This is a genomic window from Muriicola sp., from assembly GCF_049669965.1.
Classification (GTDB): Bacteria; Bacteroidota; Bacteroidia; order Flavobacteriales; family Flavobacteriaceae; genus Muriicola.
Window position 1 is genome coordinate 20,807 of sequence record NZ_JBATLB010000085.1, and the last position, 21,128, is coordinate 41,934.

Sequence of the window (21,128 nt, forward strand, 5' to 3'; positions counted from 1 at the left end):
ACCGCATTAATTCTCTATATTAGGAGCTTCATTTAATAAATACTCCTAATGATGCGTACAATTTCATTGCTATTTTCTACACTTCTTTTTGTGATTTCAGGACCTGTGCTCCTGGCACAAGACAGCCTGTCAAAAACGGATACTATTAAGAAGGCCACCAAGGAATTACCCCTTGAACCAGAACGCACTATTGCGTTTACAACCTCAGAAGCTACCTGGTTGTCGCTCGATGTAAGTCCGGACGGGAAAACCATTGTCTTTGATCTTATGGGAGATATTTATTCCATGCCAATTACGGGTGGTAAAGCCACCGCCATCACAAGTGGTATTGCCTATGATGTACATCCGAGATTTAGTCCGGATGGAAAATCAATCCTCTTTATTTCAGACAAAAGCGGTTCAGACAATATATGGACACTTCGCCTGGAGGACAAAGAAGAAAAACAGGTCAGCAAGGAAAGCCGGCATAATTTCTTTTCAGCAGAATGGACAACTGATGGCGACTATATAGTGGGCGCCAAGGGAAGAAGAAATATAAAATTACACATCTATCATAAAGAAGGAGGCGGGGGAAGCTCCTTATTCGACGAACCTAAAAACCTTAAGGTCATAGATCCAGCCTTTAGTGCCGATGGCAAATTGTTGTATTTTTCTCAAAGGCGAAATGCCTGGAACTACAATGCACAACTTCCTCAGTATCAAATAGGCACCTATGATATGGAAGATGGTGACATGGCCGAAATCACATCTCGTTATGGCTCTGCATTTACCCCAACGTTATCTCCGGATGGAAAATGGCTGGTTTATGGCAATAGATTTGAGGCCCAAACTGGTCTGGTGCTGCGGAATTTAAAAACAGGGGAGGAGCGTTGGTTGGCCTACCCGGTACAGAGAGACGAACAAGAGTCTATTGCACCCTTGGGAGTATTACCGGCCATGTCCTTTACCCCAGATAGCCAAAAACTGATTGCTTCCTACGGGGGTAAGATCTTTGCCATAGGCCTGGAATCTAATATTGCAAATGAGATCCCTTTTACGGCCGATGTTTCCCTGGAACTAGGTCCGCGTTTAAAATATAACTACCCTATTGAAGATACTGAAGAGGCTTTTGTAACCCAGATCAGGGACGCAAAGCCATCTCCGGATGGAAAGCAGCTTGCCTTTACGGCCTTAAACAGACTCTATGTCATGGAACTCCCTGGAGGTACCGCCAGAAGGTTAACCACAAATGATTTTACAGAGGCACAGCCCAGCTGGTCCCCAGATGGTTCCTATGTTGTTTATACTACCTGGAAACAAGGCGGAGGTCATCTTTACAAGGTAAATACTGAAGGTCGTCCCAGGCCGGTGCAGCTAACACAGGAAACAGGGATCTACAGTGTTCCGGAATGGTCCTATCAGAGCAATAGGATCGCATTTATGAGAGGCACCGCACAGACCTATGACGATGCTATTGGGCCTTTTACAAGCATGGCACAGGAAGAACTGGTATGGGTTTCTTCCAATGGCGGACCTATTCAATTCATAGATAAATCCAAAGACCGACAGCAACCGCATTTTACCAAAATTGATGACCGGATTTACCTGAGTAATGCTAGTAAAGGATTGATCTCAATTCGCTGGGATGGTACCGATGAGAAGGAGCATTTAAAATTAAAAGGCATAGAGACCTTTGGTTCCCAGGATATCTTTGGGAAGGACCATTCAGAAGGCTCTCAAAACAGTTACCTTCCAATGATCGACGATACCCGAGAGGATAACGATAAGGCCTCAAGACCATCAGAAATACGGATTTCCCCGGACGGAACCAAGGCACTTGCACAGATTAATAACGATATCTATACAGTGACCATTCCGCGTTTTGGAAAAACCCCGACTGTTTCTCTGGCATCAGCCGATAAGGCAAACTTCCCTGCCATGAAACTCACTATTATGGGAGGCGAATTCCCGGCATGGGCCGCCAATAGTAAAAAAGTTCACTGGTCCCTGGGGGCAAGTCATTTCCGATATGATCTGGATGCCGGAAAGCAATTCCAGGACAGTCTTGAAACAGCTAAAAAGAAAGAGAAGGAGCTGAAGAAAACAGAACAAACCAAAGATTCTACGGAGACAGACAAAGACAAAAGCGAGGAGGATAAAAAAGAACCCAGTTTTAAGGCCGAGGAATTCAAAATTAAGATCAGTTATAAAAAACAGCGCCCTCAGGGAAATCTGTTATTGCAAGGTGGCAGGATCATTACCATGAAAGGAGATGAGGTCATTGAGAAGGGAGATATTCTAGTAGAGAATAACAGGATCAAAGCCATAGGGGCCTCTGGGTCTTTAACAGTGCCAGAGGGAACTACCATCATAGATGTTAGCGGCAAAACACTAACTCCCGGATTTGTGGATACACATGCGCATATGTGGCCCAATTGGGGAATCCATAAGAACCAGGTTTGGATGTATTCGGCCAACCTTGCCTACGGGGTTACCACCACCAGAGATCCACAAACCGCCACTACCGATGTGTTGACGTATGCCGATATGGTAGAGGCAGGAATGCTTCACGGGCCACGGGTATACAGTACAGGGCCGGGTGTTGGCTATTGGCGCTATAAGATTACCAGCCTGGATCATGCCAAGGAGGTGCTGAAGCAATACAGTGAATACTACAATACCAAAACCATTAAAATGTATTTGGTAGGGAACAGACAACAAAGGCAATGGATCATTATGGCTGCCAAAGAGTTAAAATTAATGCCTACTACGGAGGGTGGACTCGACTTTAAATTGAACATGACACAATTGTTGGATGGCTATCCGGGTCACGAGCATTCTTTGCCTATTTATCCTATTTACCAGGATGTGGTGAAAACCATTGCGGATTCAAAGATGGCGGTGACACCTACCTTATTGGTGTCCTACGGCGGGCCATGGGCCGAGAATTACTACTATTCCCGGGAGGATGTATGGGGCGACAAGAAATTACAGTATTTCACTCCCTATGAAGAATTAGCAAATAAGTCGAGACGACGGCCGGGATGGTTTATGGATGAGGAACACGTTTTTCAGAAACACGCGATGTTTATGAACGATCTTGTAAAGGCCGGAGGTATTGCCGGTATTGGCAGTCACGGGCAATTGCAGGGACTTGGGTACCATTGGGAACTATGGTCCGTTGCCAGCGGAGGTATGGAGAATCACGATGCTTTAAAAGTGGCTACACTTCACGGGGCCACTGCCCTGGGGCTGGAAACCGATCTTGGAAGTATAGAGGTTGGAAAGCTAGCCGATATCCTGATCATGGCACAGAATCCATTAGACTCCCTGCGGAATACAAATACACTCACTCACGTAATAAAGAATGGCACCGTCTATAATGCGGATAGCCTGGATGAGGTATGGCCGGAAGCAAAGCAAGCAGCACCATTTAACTGGCAGACCAAGAAACCGGTTGGGCTCCCGGGTACGGATAAATAAAGGTAAAAATGAAAAAGGACGTCACTGACGTCCTTTTTCATTTATCGGGAAGTTTCCAGAATAAAATTGGCTACATCTTTTTTGAATTGCTCCATGGAAGGGGGATGTGTGTACATCATATGACCCGCCTCGTAATATTTCATGATTATATTCTCCTTTATCTCCTTGGTAAGTCCCAGGTGATTGATACTGTGTTCTACCCCGTAGAATACCGTTGCGATATCGTATATGCCATTTAGGATCAACACTTTCATATTGGGATCCTTAGACATGGCTTCTGCCATATCTATGCCTGTATTGATGGCGGCTTGTGCTCCCCATCCCTCATTTCCAATGTGGGACCAATCCCATTTAAATCCCTTTCTGTCATAGGCCGAGGTAGCATAGTTCAGTGATTTATCTACTTTCAGGTCACGGTAAAGATAATCCAGGAATCCCGCTGTATAGGCCGGCGAAATGGCATCACTTTGAGGATCGCTATTTCCCTCTTGTGCCAGCAGATCCTGGTTAATGCCTTTAAAACGGGAATCTAAACGGCCAACGAGTTCACCTTCGTCCCTCATAAATTCCGCAAAAAATTCACTGTTGGTAACACGCAGATCCGCTTTCATCCAGTAATCGGTATCTGTGCCTGTGTAGTCAGCTAATTTGGCGGCCACAGTCCTCTTTTCTTCCATATCTATTTGATCCCCTTTAAACAGGGCAGGGGCGTATACATTTTCCGTAAAGGTCCTTAGTTCATTGAGGTATTCATACACATTTTCCGGTTTATTGGTTACTCTCTCATGATACCAGGCGGTAGCTGCATACGTTGGGAAATGTACAATATAAGGGAGGTCGTCATTAGGGGGGAAGATAAGGGTTCGGAGGTCGAAAACTGCCGATACCATGATTACCCCATTCATGGCAATACCATCGCCCAATAATTTGTTCATCAGCCCCGCATTCCTGAAGGTGCCATAGCTTTCGCCAAGGAGGTATTTAGGACTGTTCATACGGTCATTTTCTATGAGGAACTGTTTTATAAAAAGCGATAGACTATTGATATCCTGATCTACTCCCCAAAAATCCTTGAATTCCGCCTTCCCTAAAGGCACACTTAGTCCGGTTCCAACCGGATCTATCATGACCAGATCGGCCACATCCAGAATAGAATAGTTGTTGTTAACCAGTTGATAAGGTGCCGCTGGAGTATAGTCCGGGTCCTTTACTACGATACGTTTTGGCCCTAAAATACCCATGTGTAGCCAGAAAGAGGAAGATCCCGGACCGCCATTGTAAGCAAATACAATGGGTCGTTTCCTGGTATTTAGTTCTCGTTTGTCTCCCTTGGTATAAAACGTATGTCCCATAAGGGCCAAGGGTTTATTATTTTCATCGCGTATCTGGAAGGTCCCCGCCTGGGCAGTCAGATAAATGGTCTTTCCATTGATGACCACGCTTTGCATGGTGGTGGATACCTGTGCTTTCGGCACCGTATCTTGCTCCGTCTGAGCGTATGCCAGTCCAATAAATAAAAGGGTAATGGAGGTTATCAAGGTTCTCATACTAGGTTTGTTTTAGTTATTAATTGTATTCTCACAAGGTGGTTAATCCTTGAGGATCTCTTTGAAGGACCTGTTACTCTTTACCCAATCGATCCTTGGCGAAGGGTAATAGTTTACGTTCATCATATCCAGAAATGGCGTCTGATTAGCGAGTCGCACTCTGAAATTTTCCCAGTCTCTGTTCTCCTCCTGGCTCCAGCTTAATTCAGAATACCCAATGACCCTCGGAAAGGCCAGATATTCCAATTCTTCCATATTACTAATGGTTTCGGACCATAAAGGAGCTTCTACCCCCAGGATCATTTCTTTGGGGATCTGATCTACATAGGTTTCCGGGGTCCAGACATAAGCGGTGTCTACAGGGATATAAGCCGCCCAATGCAATCCATGTTTAGACAGCGTATCGTACTGCATATCCAAATAGGATTTTTTAGCGGGAGAGAGGATCACCTTCATGCCTTTATCAATGGCCGATCTTGCATTGCGTTCATTATCCCAGAATTGGGCAATAGAAGTACTATCCAAATCGGCCTGGGCCACTTCATCCCATCCTATCATTTGCTTCCCGTGCTTTTGAACGATCTTTTCTACCTTATTTACAAAGTAGAGGTAATCTGCTTTTTTGGTGGCGTGACTTTCATCTCCCCCAATATGAAAATACGGACCGGGTGTTATGGCGCTTATTTCACGGACCACATCATCTATAAAAGCGTAGACGGTATCTTTTCTGGTATCGAAGGTACTAAAGCCAACACGGGTTCCCTGATACAATTGTGGTGTCTTCCCGTTGCCATTCAAAATTGGATAAGAGACCGAGGCCGCATTGGTATGGCCAGGCATATCTACTTCAGGAACAATCATCATATAGCGAGCCGCTGCATAGGCTACGATCTCTTTGTAATCCTCCTGGGTAAAAAATCCTCCTGCCTCACCACCTACTTCGGTGCTGCCGCCTATCTCTGTTAACCTGGGCCAGGATTTGATTTCAATCCGCCATCCCTGATCATCCGTAAGGTGGAGATGCAAGACGTTAATTTTGTAATACGCCAGTAGTTCAATGTATTTCTTTACATCCTCTACAGAAAAAAAATGTCTGGCCACGTCTAACATAGAACCACGGTATTCAAAATTTGGATGATCTTCTATACTACCTGTAGCTATGGGCCAAATAGGGTACTCCGCTAAGGTGTCATTGCTGATCTCCGGGATGAGTTGTCTGATGGTTTGTATACCTCTGAAGGCTGCTTTTGCAGAAGGTGCTTCCAAAATTAAAGAATCCCTTTTGATTGAAAGCCTATACGCTTCGTCATTGGGCCAGGATGTATTTTGTTGTTGGAGAAGGTAAATAACTGCTTCTTTTTCCTCCCCTTCGATATCATTTGTTGCCAGGCGAAGTCCGGTTTTTTCCGCGATCTTGTCTGTCAGGTAATTGGCTACATTGACGAGGTCTCCATCAACCGGATTCGTCACAACCCGGGTATATTGATCTAATTTGAATGCGCTATTGGTGGCGACCGTTGTGCTGGGCATAGGGATAAGATATTCGCTGCTCAGATCTGTTTGAGGCATGGAAATGTCTTTTGGAGGCGCCTCACATCCCACACTTACAAGCATGTACAGCACTCCAATAATATTAGCCAAACTGTTGTTCCTGATATTCATATTAAATTAGTTTAGAAAAGGTTTGATCGCCTCGTACCAGAGGTCATATCCCCTTTGATTCATATGTAAGCCATCTTCAATAAATAAACTTTCATCAATAGCTCCGTTCTGCAGCATATTATCCCACACATTCACAAAGTAGAGTTGAGAAGTATTTTCTGCAAGTTTTTTAAATTTTTTGTTCAGTCTTTGGTAGCGTTTTTTCAGATGCCATCTTACGATGCTCGGTTTGGCTGAGATAAGAACGATCTGCGTATTGGGATACTGTCGCCAAATGGAATCGATGACCTTTTTGGTTGTTCGGATGATCCTTGCCGGATATTTTTTAAAAATAAGGTCGTTGTCGCCCTCATAGATAAAGACTTTTTTTGGTTGATAGCTCAACACCAAAGGTTGAATATATTCTAGAAGATCGCTCGTCTGAGAACCCCCAAAACCTGTATTTAGCACCTGGTAATCAGGGAAAAGATCTTCAAGACCTTCCCATAGCCGAACGCTTGAACTACCGGTAAATACAATGGTTTCCCGGTTTTGATCCCAAATACTATCACTGCGTTGGGCAATTAGCGCCACTTCTTCACTAAAATCCTCTGGTATTTGTGCATTGCTTATGAGGAAGCAGAACACGGAGAGAATTAGAAAATATGTACGATTTTGTAGAACCATTTGCTAAACCGAAAACTACTTATTTAGTGGGTGTAATGATCTTTTCGGCGATCCCCCAGTCGTAAAAGCGTTCAATCCAAGTATCGGATGGAAGATCTTGTTTTTTCATCCCAAATCCGTGACCGCCTTTGGAATACATATGGAGTTCAGCTGTTTTACCGGCAGTTAACCAGGAATTATATAGTTCGATGCTTCCACTTGCAAGCCCCAAAGGATCATCCGAGGCGCAAATAACCAGCATCAGCGGTGCATTTTCGGAAGCTTTCTGCACCGGCATAGCTGAGGTCCACGAATACACGGGAACAATAAAATCAGGACGGTTAGCCCCCATGGCATTATACGCAACCCCCTGGGTCACGGCTCCACCTGCAGAGAATCCCATAAATCCAATTTTATTTTGGTCAACGCCTAAGGTCGCGGCGTTCTCGCGGACGTATTTCACGGCTGTAAGGCCATCGGCCACAGAGTAAGGCATTACGGCACCTATCATTTTTTTAAATTCCTCTAGATTATTGCTGCTGGTCTCATTCAGCTCTTGTACGCCATCTTTCTCCGTGGGTACCAATCTGTACTTCAGGACAAAGGCAGTTATTCCTTTTTCATTCAACCATCTTGCTACCATGTTACCCTCAGATTCTATGCTCAGGGCGTATAATCCTCCTCCTGGTGCTATTACTACGGAGGTGCCATTCGCAATAGCTGCATCTGGTCTGAACACTTCCATGGTTGGACTCGAAACATTGCAAACCACCTCCGTGTTCCAAATTTCTGAAAAGAAGGCTTTTTCTTCCCCTATCCATTCCACATTTTCCGGACGCTCATGGGGCAAGGAGATGATCTCTTGTGCGTTTATACTTAGGACAAACATTAGGGAGATGAGAAATAGGATGGGTTTCTTCATGGATATTATATTAAGCTTATTGTAATGAAGCTCTAAAATAGGAAATATTCTTATGTCTTAAAGACCTGGGCCACTTCTATATTTTAAAATTATAGTACATTTAGAATTACAACTAACCAACTTTTAATGAATCGGACTACTAGCTGTTCATTCCTGCTATTTGTGTTTTGCGGTCTGTCTCTTTCTGCACAAGGAACGGTGATAACCTTTGAAGGCGATCGGCCAAGTATGAAGGCGAACAAAATTGAAGCCGCTCCGGAAATAGATGGAGACGTACTGAACGACGAACTCTGGCAGGCTATAGCGCCCTACGGAAATCTAATACAGGTGCAACCTAATTTTGGCTATCCGGCCAGTGAGCAAACAGATATTCGTATTGCTTATACCGATGACACCTTTTTCCTTTCTGTGGTTTGCTATGATGCCAGGCCTAAAGAATTAGTAGTGTCCGATGCCAAGAGAGATGCTGATCTGGACAATACCGATGCGTTTATCTTCATCCTGGACACTTATAAGGACGGACAGAATGGTTTTATTTTTGGCACCAATTCACAAGGCGTGGAATACGATGCCCAGGTAGACAATGAAGGACAAGGAAATTTTAACGCTAACCGCCAGCAAGGGGGCACCATCGGTGGTTTTAACCTAAACTGGGATGCCAGTTGGCAGGTAGAAACCAAAGTTGGAGAATTTGGATGGAGTGCAGAGTTTGCCATTCCCTTACGCACCATTCGTTTCCAGGCCGGCAAAGACTGGGGGATCAACTTTAGAAGAAATATCCGAAAGTCGAACGAGATTGCCTACTGGGCACCCATCCCCCTTGGGTTTTCCATCAACAGACTGTCTTTGGCGGGTAGCTTAACCAACCTTGATCTGAGAAGCCCCGGTAACTTAAAGATAATTCCCTACGTACTGGGCAGATTTGAGAAGGATTATGAACAAACAGATCCCAGCGTGGACTTTAGTCCGGATGCCGGGGGAGATATTAAATATAGTATTACCCCCAGTTTAACGCTCGATTTAACCTACAATACAGATTTTGCCCAGGTAGAGGTAGATGATCAACAGGTGAATCTGGATCGTTTTAATTTGTTCTTTCCAGAAAAGCGGGCATTTTTTCTCGAAAACGCAGGCTTGTTCAGTGTGGGAAGCCCCGGTGAAGTAGATCTCTTTTTTAGCCGAAGAATAGGAATTGGGACCCAAGGATCACTGGTGCCTATAATTGGAGGGGGCCGATTATCAGGAAAACTCAACAGAACCAATGTGGGATTGCTCTCCATGTTCACGGAAGATGTCGCAGAAGCAGGCATAGAAAAGAACAATTTTAGCATGGCCAGAGTAAATCATGAGTTCAAAGGCAGGACAGCTTTGGGAGCTGTTTTTATTAATCGTGCCGGACTTGATGATAGCAACGATTTTAATCGTACGGCGGCCATTGACGGGAAATTGGGTTTGGGAAACAAAGCGCGTTTATCTGGCTTTTATGCACGCACCTATGACCCTAATGACACCCTCAATGCACATGCGTATAAATTACAGGCCGATTATTTATGGAACAACCTGGAAATGCGACTCGCCTATACGGAAGTAGGGCAGGGGTTTAATCCTGAGGTAGGATTCTTGCTGAGATCTGCTTTCCGAAAGCCAGAGGCGCTGGTGTTATATCGCTTCAGACCTAAAAATGCAGATTCCAGGATCCTGGAATTACGACCTCATGTATCCTATAGAGGTTATTGGAACTTTGACGGATTTCAGGAGACAGGCTTTTTACACCTGGATAACCACTGGGAGTTTAAAAGTGGCCTTGAGATACACACAGGTATGAATTTTACAACAGAAGGGGTGGTGAATCCTTTTGAGATCTCTGAGAACGTTATTGTACCTGCCGGCACCTATGACCATACGGAAGCACAAATAGTTTTTTTTACCAACAGGAGTAAACCACTTTCCATTAATGTTCGTTCTGTTATGGGTGGATCTTTTGGCGGTTCACGCTATTTAAACAGTGGTACACTAAGTTACCGGCAGGGGGATAATTTTAATATAGACCTTAGTTATCAGAACAATCGTTTTGAATTGCCCGGAGGAAGCTTTACCGCCAATATTCTGCGAACCCAGCTCTCCTATGCCTTTACCCCGAGTATCTATCTCCAGGGTCTTATACAGAACAACACAGTGGCAGATCTATGGGCGGTGAATCTGCGCTTTAGCTGGTTGCAAAGGGCCAATACAGGCCTGTTTGTTGTGTACAACCACAACTTACGGGAAGGGGACCCGCTTAATAATAGCCTTATCATAAAGTACACCCTAATATTCGATCTGGTAAAATAACGTAACAGCTTATTCCTTAAGCTCCGGATACGCGATCTTTTCACTGATCTCGGGAACATTTCCCAGGTAGTCTTTGCCCCTTAATTTGCGAACGGTATGGGCCTCTAATTCTTCTTCCGGGGAGGAATGGATCAGCTCCTGGATGGCTTTTTCATCTACTTCGTCTTCCACAGGGATCAACCACTTCTCTTTCATGTCTGCCTGTAGGATCAACGGCATTCTGGGTCCCTCCAGTTTAGGGTTGTTATGGATTCTGGCCATCAAAGGATTGCCCTCAGTGGTTACAATACTGAAGCTGTTGAGGTATTCCCCGGTATCGGGTTCTTTCCACCTGTTCCATAGTCCGGCCAACACCAGAGGTTCTTTATCCTTTCTTTGTATAAAATAGGGAAAGGTCTTGCCTTTAAAATGATGATGTTCGTAAAACCCATCCACATATATCAGGCATCTGTGATATTTGGCTGCCGTTCTGAAAGAGGGCTTTTCAAAGATGGTCTCTCCACGAGCATTGAGGGTATTGTTCCAGATCTTTTTTTTCTGATCCTCATCCTTTACCCAGTGGGGTATCAGACCCCAGATAGCTACTTCGGGCATTGCGGGATCTTCTTCCGTGTAGATCAGAAGTTTTGGGTGTTGAAATCCTGAAGCATGGTAGAGAGGAAGGTCTGTTAATGGAGCTAATTTTTGTTCAATTTCCCTTATTGCGATCTCATCACCGTATTGCCTGGCGCGTTTGAGCTGGGCCTCTAAACTTGCTTTAATGTCATAACACATGTGCAGCTAATGAACTAAGTATTTAGTACTTCTTTTACTCTTTGAGGTAAAAAGGGCAGATGCCTTAATTTTTTTCCCGTTAGATCCAGGAATGCATTGGCAATGGCGCAGGCCACCAATGGCGTCCCTGATTCTCCCACTCCTTGTGGAGATCCGGTAGATGGTATCAGAGCAGTTTCTACACTATCAGGGATATCTTCCATTCGCAGCATCTGATAATCATTAAAGTTCGATTGCTGCACTTCCCCGTTCACTATGGTTATCTGTTCGGTTAATACACTTCCTATTCCCATAAGAATACCCCCTTCTATCTGGGCTATCACATTGTCTGGTTGAATAATGATACCCGCGTCATGGGCACTCCAAAAATGATGCACCCTTATTTTTCCAGTAGCCTGGTCTAGTGAAATTTCACAGATACCAGAACTTAAGGTGCCACTCCTTTCCAGAAAGGCTACCCCTCTACCTCGGCCACTTTTCCTTGGGCCAAACCAATTTGCCATACCCGCTACTTTTTCAAGAGTAGCCAGGGCATTGGGGGCATTGACCATCAATTTTCGCCTCAGTTCCAAAGGATCTATCTTTTGACCCTGAGCAACTTCATCCAGCATACATTCAATGGCAAATTTATTAGGACCATGGCCTACGGCCCTCCAGTGTTTTAGTCTTATTCCATGGTTGGCTTCCCGCCACTCGGCATACTGATTCGGGATGTTGTAATGCTCATTTTTTATGCCACTAGCCACAAGGTTCCCGCCATCACCTACCACAAAATGGGAAAAGGCAGTAATGTTGCCATTGGTATCAGTGGCAGCCTTAAGACGCTGTAGGGTTAATGGCCTGAAGGCCCCGTATCTTATATCATCTTCACGAGTCCACATTAGTTTCACTGGCCTAGCCGGTATTTCTTTGGCCATAAGGGCACATTCGGTTACAAAATCTGTCATGCTTCTACGACCAAATCCACCACCCAGGTATTGTAAATGGATGTTAACATTCTCCGGAGGAATTCCTAAAATCTGGGGAACACCCAATTTAGAATCGAATCCCTGTTGACTGCCTACCCATACCTCTGCGTTTTGCAGATCGGCAGACACCTTCACTATAGCGTTAAGAGGTTCCATTTGTGCATGGTATATATAGTCATTCTTAAAATCTGCCTCATATAGGTTTGCTGCTTTTTTAAAGGCTGTAGCTACCGTACCTATTTCTGTAAGGACCCTTCCTGCTTCCTTTTCATCAAGCATCTTTTCATAATCTTCATAGATCTCCTGGGAATTAAAACCCGAGGCAAGGGAAGGTTCCCAGTTAATTTGCAATTGTCTTTTTGCCTCTAAAGCTTGCTCCAGTGATGATGCCAATATTCCTATTGCATACTCTAAGGTCACTACTTTAAGAATCCCGGGGAGACTTGTAATGGCAGATTCATTCTGAAGGGATGGTTTTGCTCCATGCCGTTTTCCGCGTTCCAATACCGCAAATACCATATCCTCCATGGCAATATCCATCGTAAATTGGGCGGAGCCGTCTACCTTTTGAGGAATTTCCTTTCTTGGAAGATCTTTACCAATTAATCGGTAGGTTGAAGGATCTTTAAACTGAGCTTCCGTAAATTCTGGCAAAGATTCCGGAATTTTCAGCGTGGGTACCAGGGCCCCATAACTAATTTTTCTCTTGTCTTCTTTGTGCAGTACGTATCCCTCTTCTGTAGTAAGCATTTCCAGAGGTACCTGCCATTGTTCAGCGGCATTTAACATCAAAATATATCGGGCCTGTGCTCCGGCCTTTCTCATTATCGGATAATATCCTTTGGTTACCCTACTTCCTGCAGAAAGCATAATTTTTCCATTATTACCCCAACCTTCAGAACCGTATATGGCCGATTCCTGCGGAGAGAATTCCACCCGAACATTCGCCCAGGAGGCGTCCATTTCTTCTGCAAAAATTGCGGGTAGCGAGGTCATGGAACCCTGTCCCATTTCAGCAGCGGGATTCAAAATGGTGATTTCTCCATCTTCATTGAGTTGAACCCAGGGAGTAAGTTTATGTTTTTGGAGTTGCTCCGCTACTTCTTTAGAATCCCGGCATGCCAGGAAGGTTGGCAACATTCCGGAAATACCAATAAAGAGTGTAGCGCCTGTGGTTGATCTAAGAAATTGTCGGCGGTTTATCTGAGAAGAATGTGGCTTATTCTGTTTCATGATCAGGAATTCATTTGCTTGTTAGATGCTATTTCAATGGCTTTTACGATCCGCATATAGGTGCCGCAACGACAAAGGTTGCCGTTCATATAGGATTTAATATCTTCTCTGGAGGGCGATGAATTCTGTTCCAACAGGGCAACTGCCTGCATGATCTGACCACTTTGACAATAACCACATTGGGGTGCTTGTGCCTCTATCCAGGCCATTTGGACTGGATGTGTACCATCTTCTGAGAGTCCTTCTATAGTTGTGATCTCCTGGTTTTGATCAATACCGGAAAGAGGAATTGTGCATGCCCTGACTGGTTGACCTGCCATATGTACCGTGCAGGCCCCGCATTGGGCTATTCCGCAACCGTATTTTGTACCGGTAAGGCCCAGATGTTCCCTCAAGACCCAAAGAAGTAAGGCTCCTTCATCTGCCTCAACCTCATGTTTCTTCCCGTTAATTTTTAGCGAATAAGATTTCATAACTTTCAACGATTTTCATGGTTAAACTACCGAAAAAGAGCCTATTAGAAAGGGGTATGAGGCGTAAATTCCCCGCAAAATCTGCAGGCTCAAAAAAAATCTAATCTGCTTTCCAACCAGGCCCTTTTACAAATCGGCCCGGCAAAGCTCCTGTGTGTTCGCCATCAGTCAATACGGGCACGCCATTGACCAGCACATGCACCATCCCGGTGGCGTATTGGTGAGGCTCCTTAAAGGTAGCATTATCGGTAATACTATCTGCATCAAAGACCACCACATCTGCATAATACCCCTCTTGCAGGGCACCTCTTTTCTTTAGTTTCAGATTAGTAGCAGGCAGGGTTGTTAATTTATAAATGGCTTCTTCCAGAGAGATCACTTTTTCTTCCCTTACAAAATGTCCCAGCAGACGGGCAAAGGAGCCATAAGCTCTGGGGTGGGTGCTCTGTTCTAAAAATACCCCCTCATTGGTGTAGGAACCGGCATCTGAACAGATAGACATATACGGAAGGGCCAGTTTCTTTTTGATATTCTCTTCAGACATGGAAAAATACACTACCTGAATCCTGCTATCATCTTCATTAATAAGGTCGGCTACAGTTTCTCTGGCCGTTTTACCTCGTTCTGCTGCTACGTCTGCCAGTGTTTTTCCGATGAGGGATCGCAGTTCTTTGTTCTTAAAACCCACCAGAAGGATGTTTTCCGGAGGCACGTGAAAGTCGATCTCTGCAATCATCCTTTTCCGCTTTGCAGGCTGTGCCATCAGGGCGATGGTACTGCTGTGCCCGCCTTCCTTGGCCCAGGCCGGTAAGAGAACATTAAGCCCTGTAGAACTCGCATTGTACATATACATATCTGTAGTGATAGCCAGTCCCTTTGCTCTGGCATTATTCACCATGGTGATGGCACTATCCAGCAAGTGCCAGTTGGCGGTGCCCGATGCTTTAAAGTGATAGATCTCTGCGGGCAGTGCGGCTTCTTCAGAAATCGTGATCAACTCTTGTACAGCCTCTAGTAATCCTCCTTCTTCATCCCGGATATGGGAAATATACATACCATTATATTTAGAGACAACCTTTGCCAATGCTGTAATCTCAGGGGTTTGTGCATGGCCACTAGGCACGTATATAAGAGAGGTAGAAAGTCCCACAGCACCCTCCTGCATGGCTTGTTCCACCAGTGCCTCCATCTGTGCCAATTCTTCTTCGGTAGGTACCCTGTTCTCATACCCCATGACATATTCACGAACGGTACCGTTTCCTACAAAGGACGCAATATTGGTAGAGACCCCTTTTTCTTCCATAAAATTGAGATAGCCACCCAGGGTATTCCAGGAAATATCATAGGTAATGCTCTGTTGTCCTTCCTTCATTTCTTTGGCCATGATCTCATTTAAAGGGCCCATAGAATGACCTTCACCCATTACTTCCAGGGTTACCCCCTGGCGGATATCGCCCTGTGATCTGCCGTCTTCGATGAGGGAAACATTGGCCCAGCTCAGCATATTGATAAAGCCAGGAGCTACAGTGAGTCCACTCGCGTCAATTTCCACCACGCCCATGGCATCTTCAAGGTTCCCAATGGCCGCAATGGTATCGGCATTGATCCCAACATCACCTGTAACCCCTTTTGTCCCTGAACCATCGAGAACATAGCCGTTTTTTATTAAAATATCATAGGTGGCAGGGGAGGAGCAACTACATAACAGACTTAAAAAGAAGAGTAGTTGAAGGAGTGAAGATCGATTCATATAGCAGGATTTAAGGAGATTAGACCCATCAGAAAATTCTGGAGTGGTTCTTAAAAATACTCCAAAAAATGGGTACTCCCAAAACTTTCATCTTTGTACTTTTGCGCAAAAGTATTCCTATGAATTCGCGAGAGGATCAATTAAAAGCGGTAGACCGTCTGCTCACCATCATGGATGAGTTACGCGCCCAATGCCCCTGGGATCAAAAGCAGACCATGCAAAGTCTGAGACACCTTACCATAGAGGAGACCTATGAATTAGGAGACGCCATTTTAGACGGGGACCTGCAGGAGGTAAAAAAAGAATTGGGTGATCTTTTGCTCCATATTGTTTTTTATGCAAAAATTGGCGCTGAAACCGGGGATTTTGATATCGCAGATGTCAGTAATTCTATATGTGATAAACTCATACACAGGCATCCCCATATTTACGGTGGTGTGGAAGTAGCCGATGAGGAAGAAGTAAAGCGGAATTGGGAAAACATCAAATTGGCTGAAGGAAAGACTAGCGTTCTCGAAGGTGTTCCTGCCAGTTTGCCGGCACTTGTAAAGGCCAATAGGATACAGGACAAGGTAGCCGGAGTGGGATTCGACTGGGAGAAACCCGAACAAGTATTCCAAAAACTGCAGGAAGAATTGGGGGAACTACAGGAGGAGATCGATAACGGAACAGAGGAGCGGATAGAGGCAGAGTTTGGGGATGTATTGTTTTCCATGGTGAACTATGCCCGCTTCTTAAAGATCAATCCGGAAAACGCATTGGAACGAACCAATAAGAAATTTATAAAACGCTTCTCTTATTTAGAGGCTAAGGCCAAAGAAGCCGGGAAATCACTTAAGGAAATGACCCTGGCCGAAATGGATGTTCACTGGAACGAAGCAAAGCGGTTGTAAAAAAAGACACTGTTGTTAACACGCTACACAAAAGAATTTAGATATAACATACGGCTCTCGGTCCCTGTGATCTTAGGGATGCTGGGACATACCTTTGTGGCCTTCGCAGACAACATTATGGTAGGACAGTTAGGTACGGCAGAGTTGGCTGCGGTATCCCTGGGTAATAGTTTTGTATTTATTGCCATGTCCCTGGGAATCGGTTTTTCTACTGCGATAACGCCGCTAGTGGCCGAAGCAGATGGGGCAGGGAATAGGGAAGATGGGAAAAAGGCCCTTAAGCACGGCCTGGTCCTCTGTACCTTCCTTGGGTTTTCTCTCTTTGGCCTTATTCTGTTGATTAAGCCCTTGATGTATATGATGGATCAGCCCCCGGAAGTGGTGGTCCTTGCCATTCCGTATCTAGACCTTGTGGCATTCTCCCTGGTACCTCTGATCATGTTCCAAGCCTTTAAACAGTTTTCGGAAGGTCTGTCACAGACCAAATACCCGATGTATGCTACCATTATTGCAAATGTGCTGAATATTGTGCTTAATTATCTCTTGATATTTGGTTCTTTTGGTTTCCCAAAAATGGGAATTATAGGAGCTGCCATAGGTACTCTGATCTCCAGGATAGTGATGCTCATTTTTATTTGGGCTCTCTTAAATAAAAAGAAGAAGTTTCATTTCTATGTTACGGGCTTTAATTTTAAGAGCCTGGAACGAAAGGTAATGCAGAAGATCGTCAACCTTGGTTTTCCTTCTGCCCTACAGATGTTTTTTGAAGTAGCCATTTTTACGGCTGCTATCTGGTTAAGCGGGGTGTTGGGGAAAAACCCCCAGGCAGCCAATCAGATCGCTTTAAACCTAAGCAGTATGACGTTTATGTTTGGCATGGGCTTGGGAGTAGCTGCCATGATACGGGTGGGAAATCAGAAAGGCCTTAAGAACTTTACTGAATTACGCCGTATTGCACAGTCTATTTTCTTTCTTACTTTTTTAGTGGAAATTGGTTTTGCGGCACTTTTCCTCCTATGCAGATATTGGTTCCCCACCATCTATTTGGATGTAGACGATCTTACTAATCAGTTAGACAATATGGAAGTGATAGGGTTGGCGGCAGAGTTATTACTGGTAGCTGCTTTCTTCCAGATCTCGGATGGTTTGCAGGTGGTGATCCTCGGTGCTTTGCGCGGCCTGCAGGATGTAAAGATCCCCACAGCCATTACCTTTATTGCCTACTGGATGATCGCCTTTCCTATCAGCTACTACCTGGGATTACATACGGAATTAAAAAGTACGGGGATTTGGATAGGTCTGCTTTCCGGATTAACGGCTTCAGCGATTATGTTGTATCTTCGATTTAATTATTTAACCAAAAAATTAGCCATGGAGTCCGCCATAAAATTGGCTTAGTCGTGGTAATAAATACTTTCTATGGAGCTACCTAAATTTTTAATGGGCGACAATACGGACCATCCCTCCGCCATCTTTGTAATCCATACAGAATATCCCATGTTTGTCATCAATCTTGAGAACGATGAGGTAGAATGGCTGGAGGAATTTACGCAAGAAGATGAAAAGGATCTTGCCTCTGAAGCAAGAGACCTTATAGAAGCCGCCAATAAATTTTATGACCGGGAAATAGCACGATACGATTCATAATACCTTGGAAGAACTTCTCCACATAGACAAAGAGATTTTTGTATTTCTGAACAATTTGGGTTCTCCTGCCTGGGATGGTTTCTGGTTGTTTATGACCAATAAATGGAGTTCCGTTCCCCTGTATCTGCTATTGTTGATTCTTGCCTATCGCAGGCTCGGATCCAAAAAAACACTTTTACTATTGGTAAGTATTGCGCTGCTGATTACCGTGAGTGACCAGCTTTCCAATTTTTTTAAACTGGGAGTAGGCAGATCCAGGCCATGCTATGATCAAAATCTCGACGGACTGATCCGATTAGTGAAGGCAAGCTGTGGGGGTAAATTTGGCTACTATTCTGCCCACGCCTCTAATTCGTTTGCGATCGCAGTTTTCTTTATGCATTTTTTCCGGAAATCTCATAGAACGTTGGCCGGCTTGCTTTTACTCTGGGCCCTTTTCGTTAGCTATAGCAGGATCTATGTGGGGGTTCATTTTCCGCTAGATGTAGTTTCAGGTGCGCTGGCGGGCTCTTTGATGGGATGGCTTTTTTACCGTTTGTATATCTTAACCCAAGACCGGCTGCATCTATGATCTCGAACCTGCGGTACTGGAGTTTACTGATCCTCATTCTGTTGGCCTATTTGGCAGGGATGTTTGTCACTCTTTTTGAAAACGATTCTGCCCAATTCGCCGTGATGGCCATGCGAATGGTGCAGGAAAACGACTTGCTCAGTCTGTTTAAAGGGCCTGAAGAATATCTGGACAAGCCTCATATGCATTATTGGCTTGCGGCTATCTGCTATAAACTCTTTGGGATCCATGATTGGGCCTACCGTGTCCCAGCCATTCTTGCCTCTTTATTAGGGGCCCTGAGCACCTACGGCCTGGGTAAGTTATTGTATAATAAGAATGTTGGGAAGTTGTCGGCCCTTATTTTTCTGACCGCCCAAACCATCGTGCTTTCCAATATAGATGTACGTACGGATGCTGTACTCACCGGGTTCACGGTATTTGCTATATGGCAGTTAGCACGTTATATTGAAACAGGCAAGTTGGTATCTTTGTTACTGGGGGCATTGGGAGCTGGAATAGCCTTTTCTACAAAGGGTCAGATCGCTTTGCTGGTCATTGGGCTGCCGCTGTTTTGTCATGTGGCTTATACGGGCAAATGGAAGGCCTTATTTAACTGGAAAGTGATCATTGCCCTGGGGGTTTTTGTCCTGACCATCAGTCCGATGCTTTATGCCTATTATCTGCAATTCGATTTGCATCCTGAAAAAGTAATCAGGGGACGTGCTAATAGAAGCGGAATTCTTTTTATTTTTTGGGAACAAAGTTTTGAACGCCTCAGTGGGGAAGGGGTAGGGAAGAACAGCAGCGACTATTTCTTCTTCTTCCACACCTTTCTATGGGTATTTCTCCCCTGGACAATTATTGGAATTATTGCCTATTATACTCAATTGCGGTCATTTATTAAGATGCACTTCCGCAGAAATTCCAAACAGGAATTATTGACGGTGGGTGGCATAGGCCTGCTGTTTATCATCATCAGTTTTGCCCAGTTTAAACTGCCCCACTATCTCAACATTCTTATTCCCTTATTTGCCATCCTTACGGCGGCCTACCTGGTTTCCCTGAAAAAGCGCGGTAAGACCAAAGCCCTGAATCTGTTGCTGGCCGGGCAGTATGTGGTGTTGGGCCTTGTTTTTACGGGTACGGCCCTGATCTGTTTTTACGTCTTTGAATGGAATACCTGGCTGGAGTACTTACCCTTGTTTTTAGGATATGCCATTGTGGCCTTTTTTATTGTAAAGAAAGAAGCCCCTTTTATCCGTATCGTAACTATCACAGCCCTGGCTTCCGTACTGCTGAATGCCGTTTTAAATCTGCATTTCTATCCGGAGTTATTAAACTATCAGGGAGGATCTTCTATGGCCGCCATTATAGAAGATAAAGACATTCCCGTAGATCGCATTTATAAAATTTCTGAAAGGCATAGCTGGGCACTCGATTTCTATAACCAATATCCGGTGCGTATAGCTACGCCCAATGAGTTACGCGACCTAAATAATATCTGGATCTATGCCACAGAAGAAGAACTAAAGCTACTCTCAATGGCCGGTATATTTTGGGACCAGGAATACAAAGCAAACCAATTCAGGATCACCAGGCTGCAGGGAAAATTTTTAAACCCGACAACACGTCCATCGGTCATAAACAATGTATACCTGCTGCACAAACAATAAGCAATGCCCTAGGAGCTTGTTTCTAAACGTGGTTTTCTAAAGTGAAACCATAGGCCGCCAAGGGATACAAGCGCGGTGATCATAAAAAAGAGCATGCTGATCCCCACAGAAACATCTTCCTGCAATCCCAGCCAAAGTGCGCCATAGAGGAAGACCAGTTCTCTGCTGCCAATCCCCCCGATGGTTAATGGAAGCACGGAAACAATAGATGAGATAAGGAATATAAAAAGATATTCGACGGTAGATACCTCAATCTTCAGGGCCTGTAAAATCATCAGTACACATCCCAACTGTGCCAGCTGCACCAAGGCAGACAGCCCGTTAGATTTCCAGAAAACTGGCAGGATATATCCAAAGAACCGGCTTTGAAGTCCCCAGAAAATAAGCACACTTAAAGGAATACACAGCCAAAACATCCATTGAAACGGGCGTAGGGTTGGGTCTTTTAGCGTAAGGCCCAGGATACAGGCAAAAACGAAGAGCAACAACATTCCGCTTAACCGATCTAATAGCAGCACTGCTACTACTTTTTTGGTAGGTACCTCAAACTGTTTTTTTACATAATACCCCTTATAGGCATCACCCCCTATACCTC

At 44.7% G+C, this 21,128-nt stretch carries 16 protein-coding genes; 7 read left to right on the forward strand and 9 right to left on the reverse strand.

The window, feature by feature from the left end; genetic code table 11:
• Nucleotides 1–48: 48 nt before the first annotated feature.
• Nucleotides 49–3,462, forward strand: a complete 3,414-nt coding sequence (locus WBM49_RS04775) for an amidohydrolase family protein (RefSeq protein ID WP_424370923.1) — start codon at nucleotides 49–51, stop codon at nucleotides 3,460–3,462.
• A gap of 41 nt (nucleotides 3,463–3,503) precedes the next feature.
• Here the strand turns inward: WBM49_RS04775 and WBM49_RS04780 are convergent, their stop codons facing one another.
• The 4 genes from WBM49_RS04780 to WBM49_RS04795 are packed head-to-tail and all read right to left on the reverse strand — an operon-like array spanning nucleotide 3,504 to nucleotide 8,238.
• Nucleotides 3,504–5,009, reverse strand: coding sequence for a S10 family peptidase (locus WBM49_RS04780; RefSeq protein ID WP_424370924.1), 1,506 nt, complete (start codon nucleotides 5,007–5,009; stop codon nucleotides 3,504–3,506).
• Nucleotides 5,010–5,051: 42 nt separating this feature from the next.
• The gene (locus tag WBM49_RS04785; RefSeq protein ID WP_424370925.1) at nucleotides 5,052–6,671 is read right to left on the reverse strand and encodes a family 20 glycosylhydrolase; all 1,620 of its coding nucleotides are present in this window, start codon (nucleotides 6,669–6,671) and stop codon (nucleotides 5,052–5,054) included.
• A 6-nt stretch (nucleotides 6,672–6,677) separates the two neighbouring features.
• The gene (locus WBM49_RS04790) at nucleotides 6,678–7,298 is read right to left on the reverse strand and encodes a GDSL-type esterase/lipase family protein (protein ID WP_424370926.1); all 621 of its coding nucleotides are present in this window, start codon (nucleotides 7,296–7,298) and stop codon (nucleotides 6,678–6,680) included.
• A gap of 58 nt (nucleotides 7,299–7,356) precedes the next feature.
• Nucleotides 7,357–8,238 carry an alpha/beta hydrolase gene (locus tag WBM49_RS04795; protein ID WP_424370927.1) on the reverse strand — a complete coding sequence of 294 codons (882 nt, stop codon included), beginning with the start codon at nucleotides 8,236–8,238 and terminating at the stop codon, nucleotides 7,357–7,359.
• 126 nt (nucleotides 8,239–8,364) lie between these two features.
• Between WBM49_RS04795 and WBM49_RS04800 the strand changes: the two genes are divergently transcribed.
• Entirely contained in the window at nucleotides 8,365–10,569 is a 2,205-nt protein-coding gene (locus tag WBM49_RS04800; RefSeq protein WP_424370928.1) for a DUF5916 domain-containing protein, read from the forward strand.
• 9 nt (nucleotides 10,570–10,578) lie between these two features.
• On the opposite strand, the gene WBM49_RS04805 is transcribed toward WBM49_RS04800, so the two are convergent.
• The 4 genes from WBM49_RS04805 to WBM49_RS04820 all read right to left on the reverse strand — a co-directional run bounded on the left by WBM49_RS04805 (nucleotide 10,579) and on the right by WBM49_RS04820 (nucleotide 15,767).
• A complete protein-coding gene (locus WBM49_RS04805) occupies nucleotides 10,579–11,343 on the reverse strand; it encodes an SOS response-associated peptidase (protein WP_424370929.1) in 765 nt (254 codons plus the stop codon).
• Nucleotides 11,344–11,357: 14 nt separating this feature from the next.
• Nucleotides 11,358–13,544 carry a molybdopterin cofactor-binding domain-containing protein gene (locus WBM49_RS04810; RefSeq protein ID WP_424370930.1) on the reverse strand — a complete coding sequence of 729 codons (2,187 nt, stop codon included), beginning with the start codon at nucleotides 13,542–13,544 and terminating at the stop codon, nucleotides 11,358–11,360.
• Nucleotides 13,545–13,546: 2 nt separating this feature from the next.
• On the reverse strand, nucleotides 13,547–14,017 hold the full coding sequence (locus tag WBM49_RS04815) for a (2Fe-2S)-binding protein (protein ID WP_424370931.1): 471 nt from the start codon (nucleotides 14,015–14,017) through the stop codon (nucleotides 13,547–13,549).
• A 100-nt stretch (nucleotides 14,018–14,117) separates the two neighbouring features.
• On the reverse strand, nucleotides 14,118–15,767 hold the full coding sequence (locus WBM49_RS04820) for an N-acyl-D-amino-acid deacylase family protein (protein WP_424370932.1): 1,650 nt from the start codon (nucleotides 15,765–15,767) through the stop codon (nucleotides 14,118–14,120).
• Between the two features lie 119 nt (nucleotides 15,768–15,886).
• Between WBM49_RS04820 and mazG the strand changes: the two genes are divergently transcribed.
• The 5 genes from mazG to WBM49_RS04845 are packed head-to-tail and all read left to right on the forward strand — an operon-like array spanning nucleotide 15,887 to nucleotide 20,533.
• The gene (gene mazG, locus WBM49_RS04825; RefSeq protein ID WP_424370933.1) at nucleotides 15,887–16,660 is read left to right on the forward strand and encodes a nucleoside triphosphate pyrophosphohydrolase; all 774 of its coding nucleotides are present in this window, start codon (nucleotides 15,887–15,889) and stop codon (nucleotides 16,658–16,660) included.
• Between the two features lie 12 nt (nucleotides 16,661–16,672).
• Entirely contained in the window at nucleotides 16,673–18,058 is a 1,386-nt protein-coding gene (locus tag WBM49_RS04830) for an MATE family efflux transporter (protein ID WP_424370934.1), read from the forward strand.
• A gap of 21 nt (nucleotides 18,059–18,079) precedes the next feature.
• The gene (locus WBM49_RS04835; RefSeq protein ID WP_424370935.1) at nucleotides 18,080–18,307 is read left to right on the forward strand and encodes a hypothetical protein; all 228 of its coding nucleotides are present in this window, start codon (nucleotides 18,080–18,082) and stop codon (nucleotides 18,305–18,307) included.
• A gap of 4 nt (nucleotides 18,308–18,311) precedes the next feature.
• On the forward strand, nucleotides 18,312–18,878 hold the full coding sequence (locus WBM49_RS04840; protein ID WP_424370936.1) for a phosphatase PAP2 family protein: 567 nt from the start codon (nucleotides 18,312–18,314) through the stop codon (nucleotides 18,876–18,878).
• Entirely contained in the window at nucleotides 18,875–20,533 is a 1,659-nt protein-coding gene (locus tag WBM49_RS04845; protein WP_424370937.1) for an ArnT family glycosyltransferase, read from the forward strand. Before WBM49_RS04840 ends, WBM49_RS04845 begins: the two co-directional genes overlap by 4 nt.
• A gap of 8 nt (nucleotides 20,534–20,541) precedes the next feature.
• Here the strand turns inward: WBM49_RS04845 and WBM49_RS04850 are convergent.
• Nucleotides 20,542–21,128 (reverse strand): lysylphosphatidylglycerol synthase transmembrane domain-containing protein (locus tag WBM49_RS04850; RefSeq protein WP_424370938.1); only part of this gene is annotated, 587 nt, incomplete at its 5' end.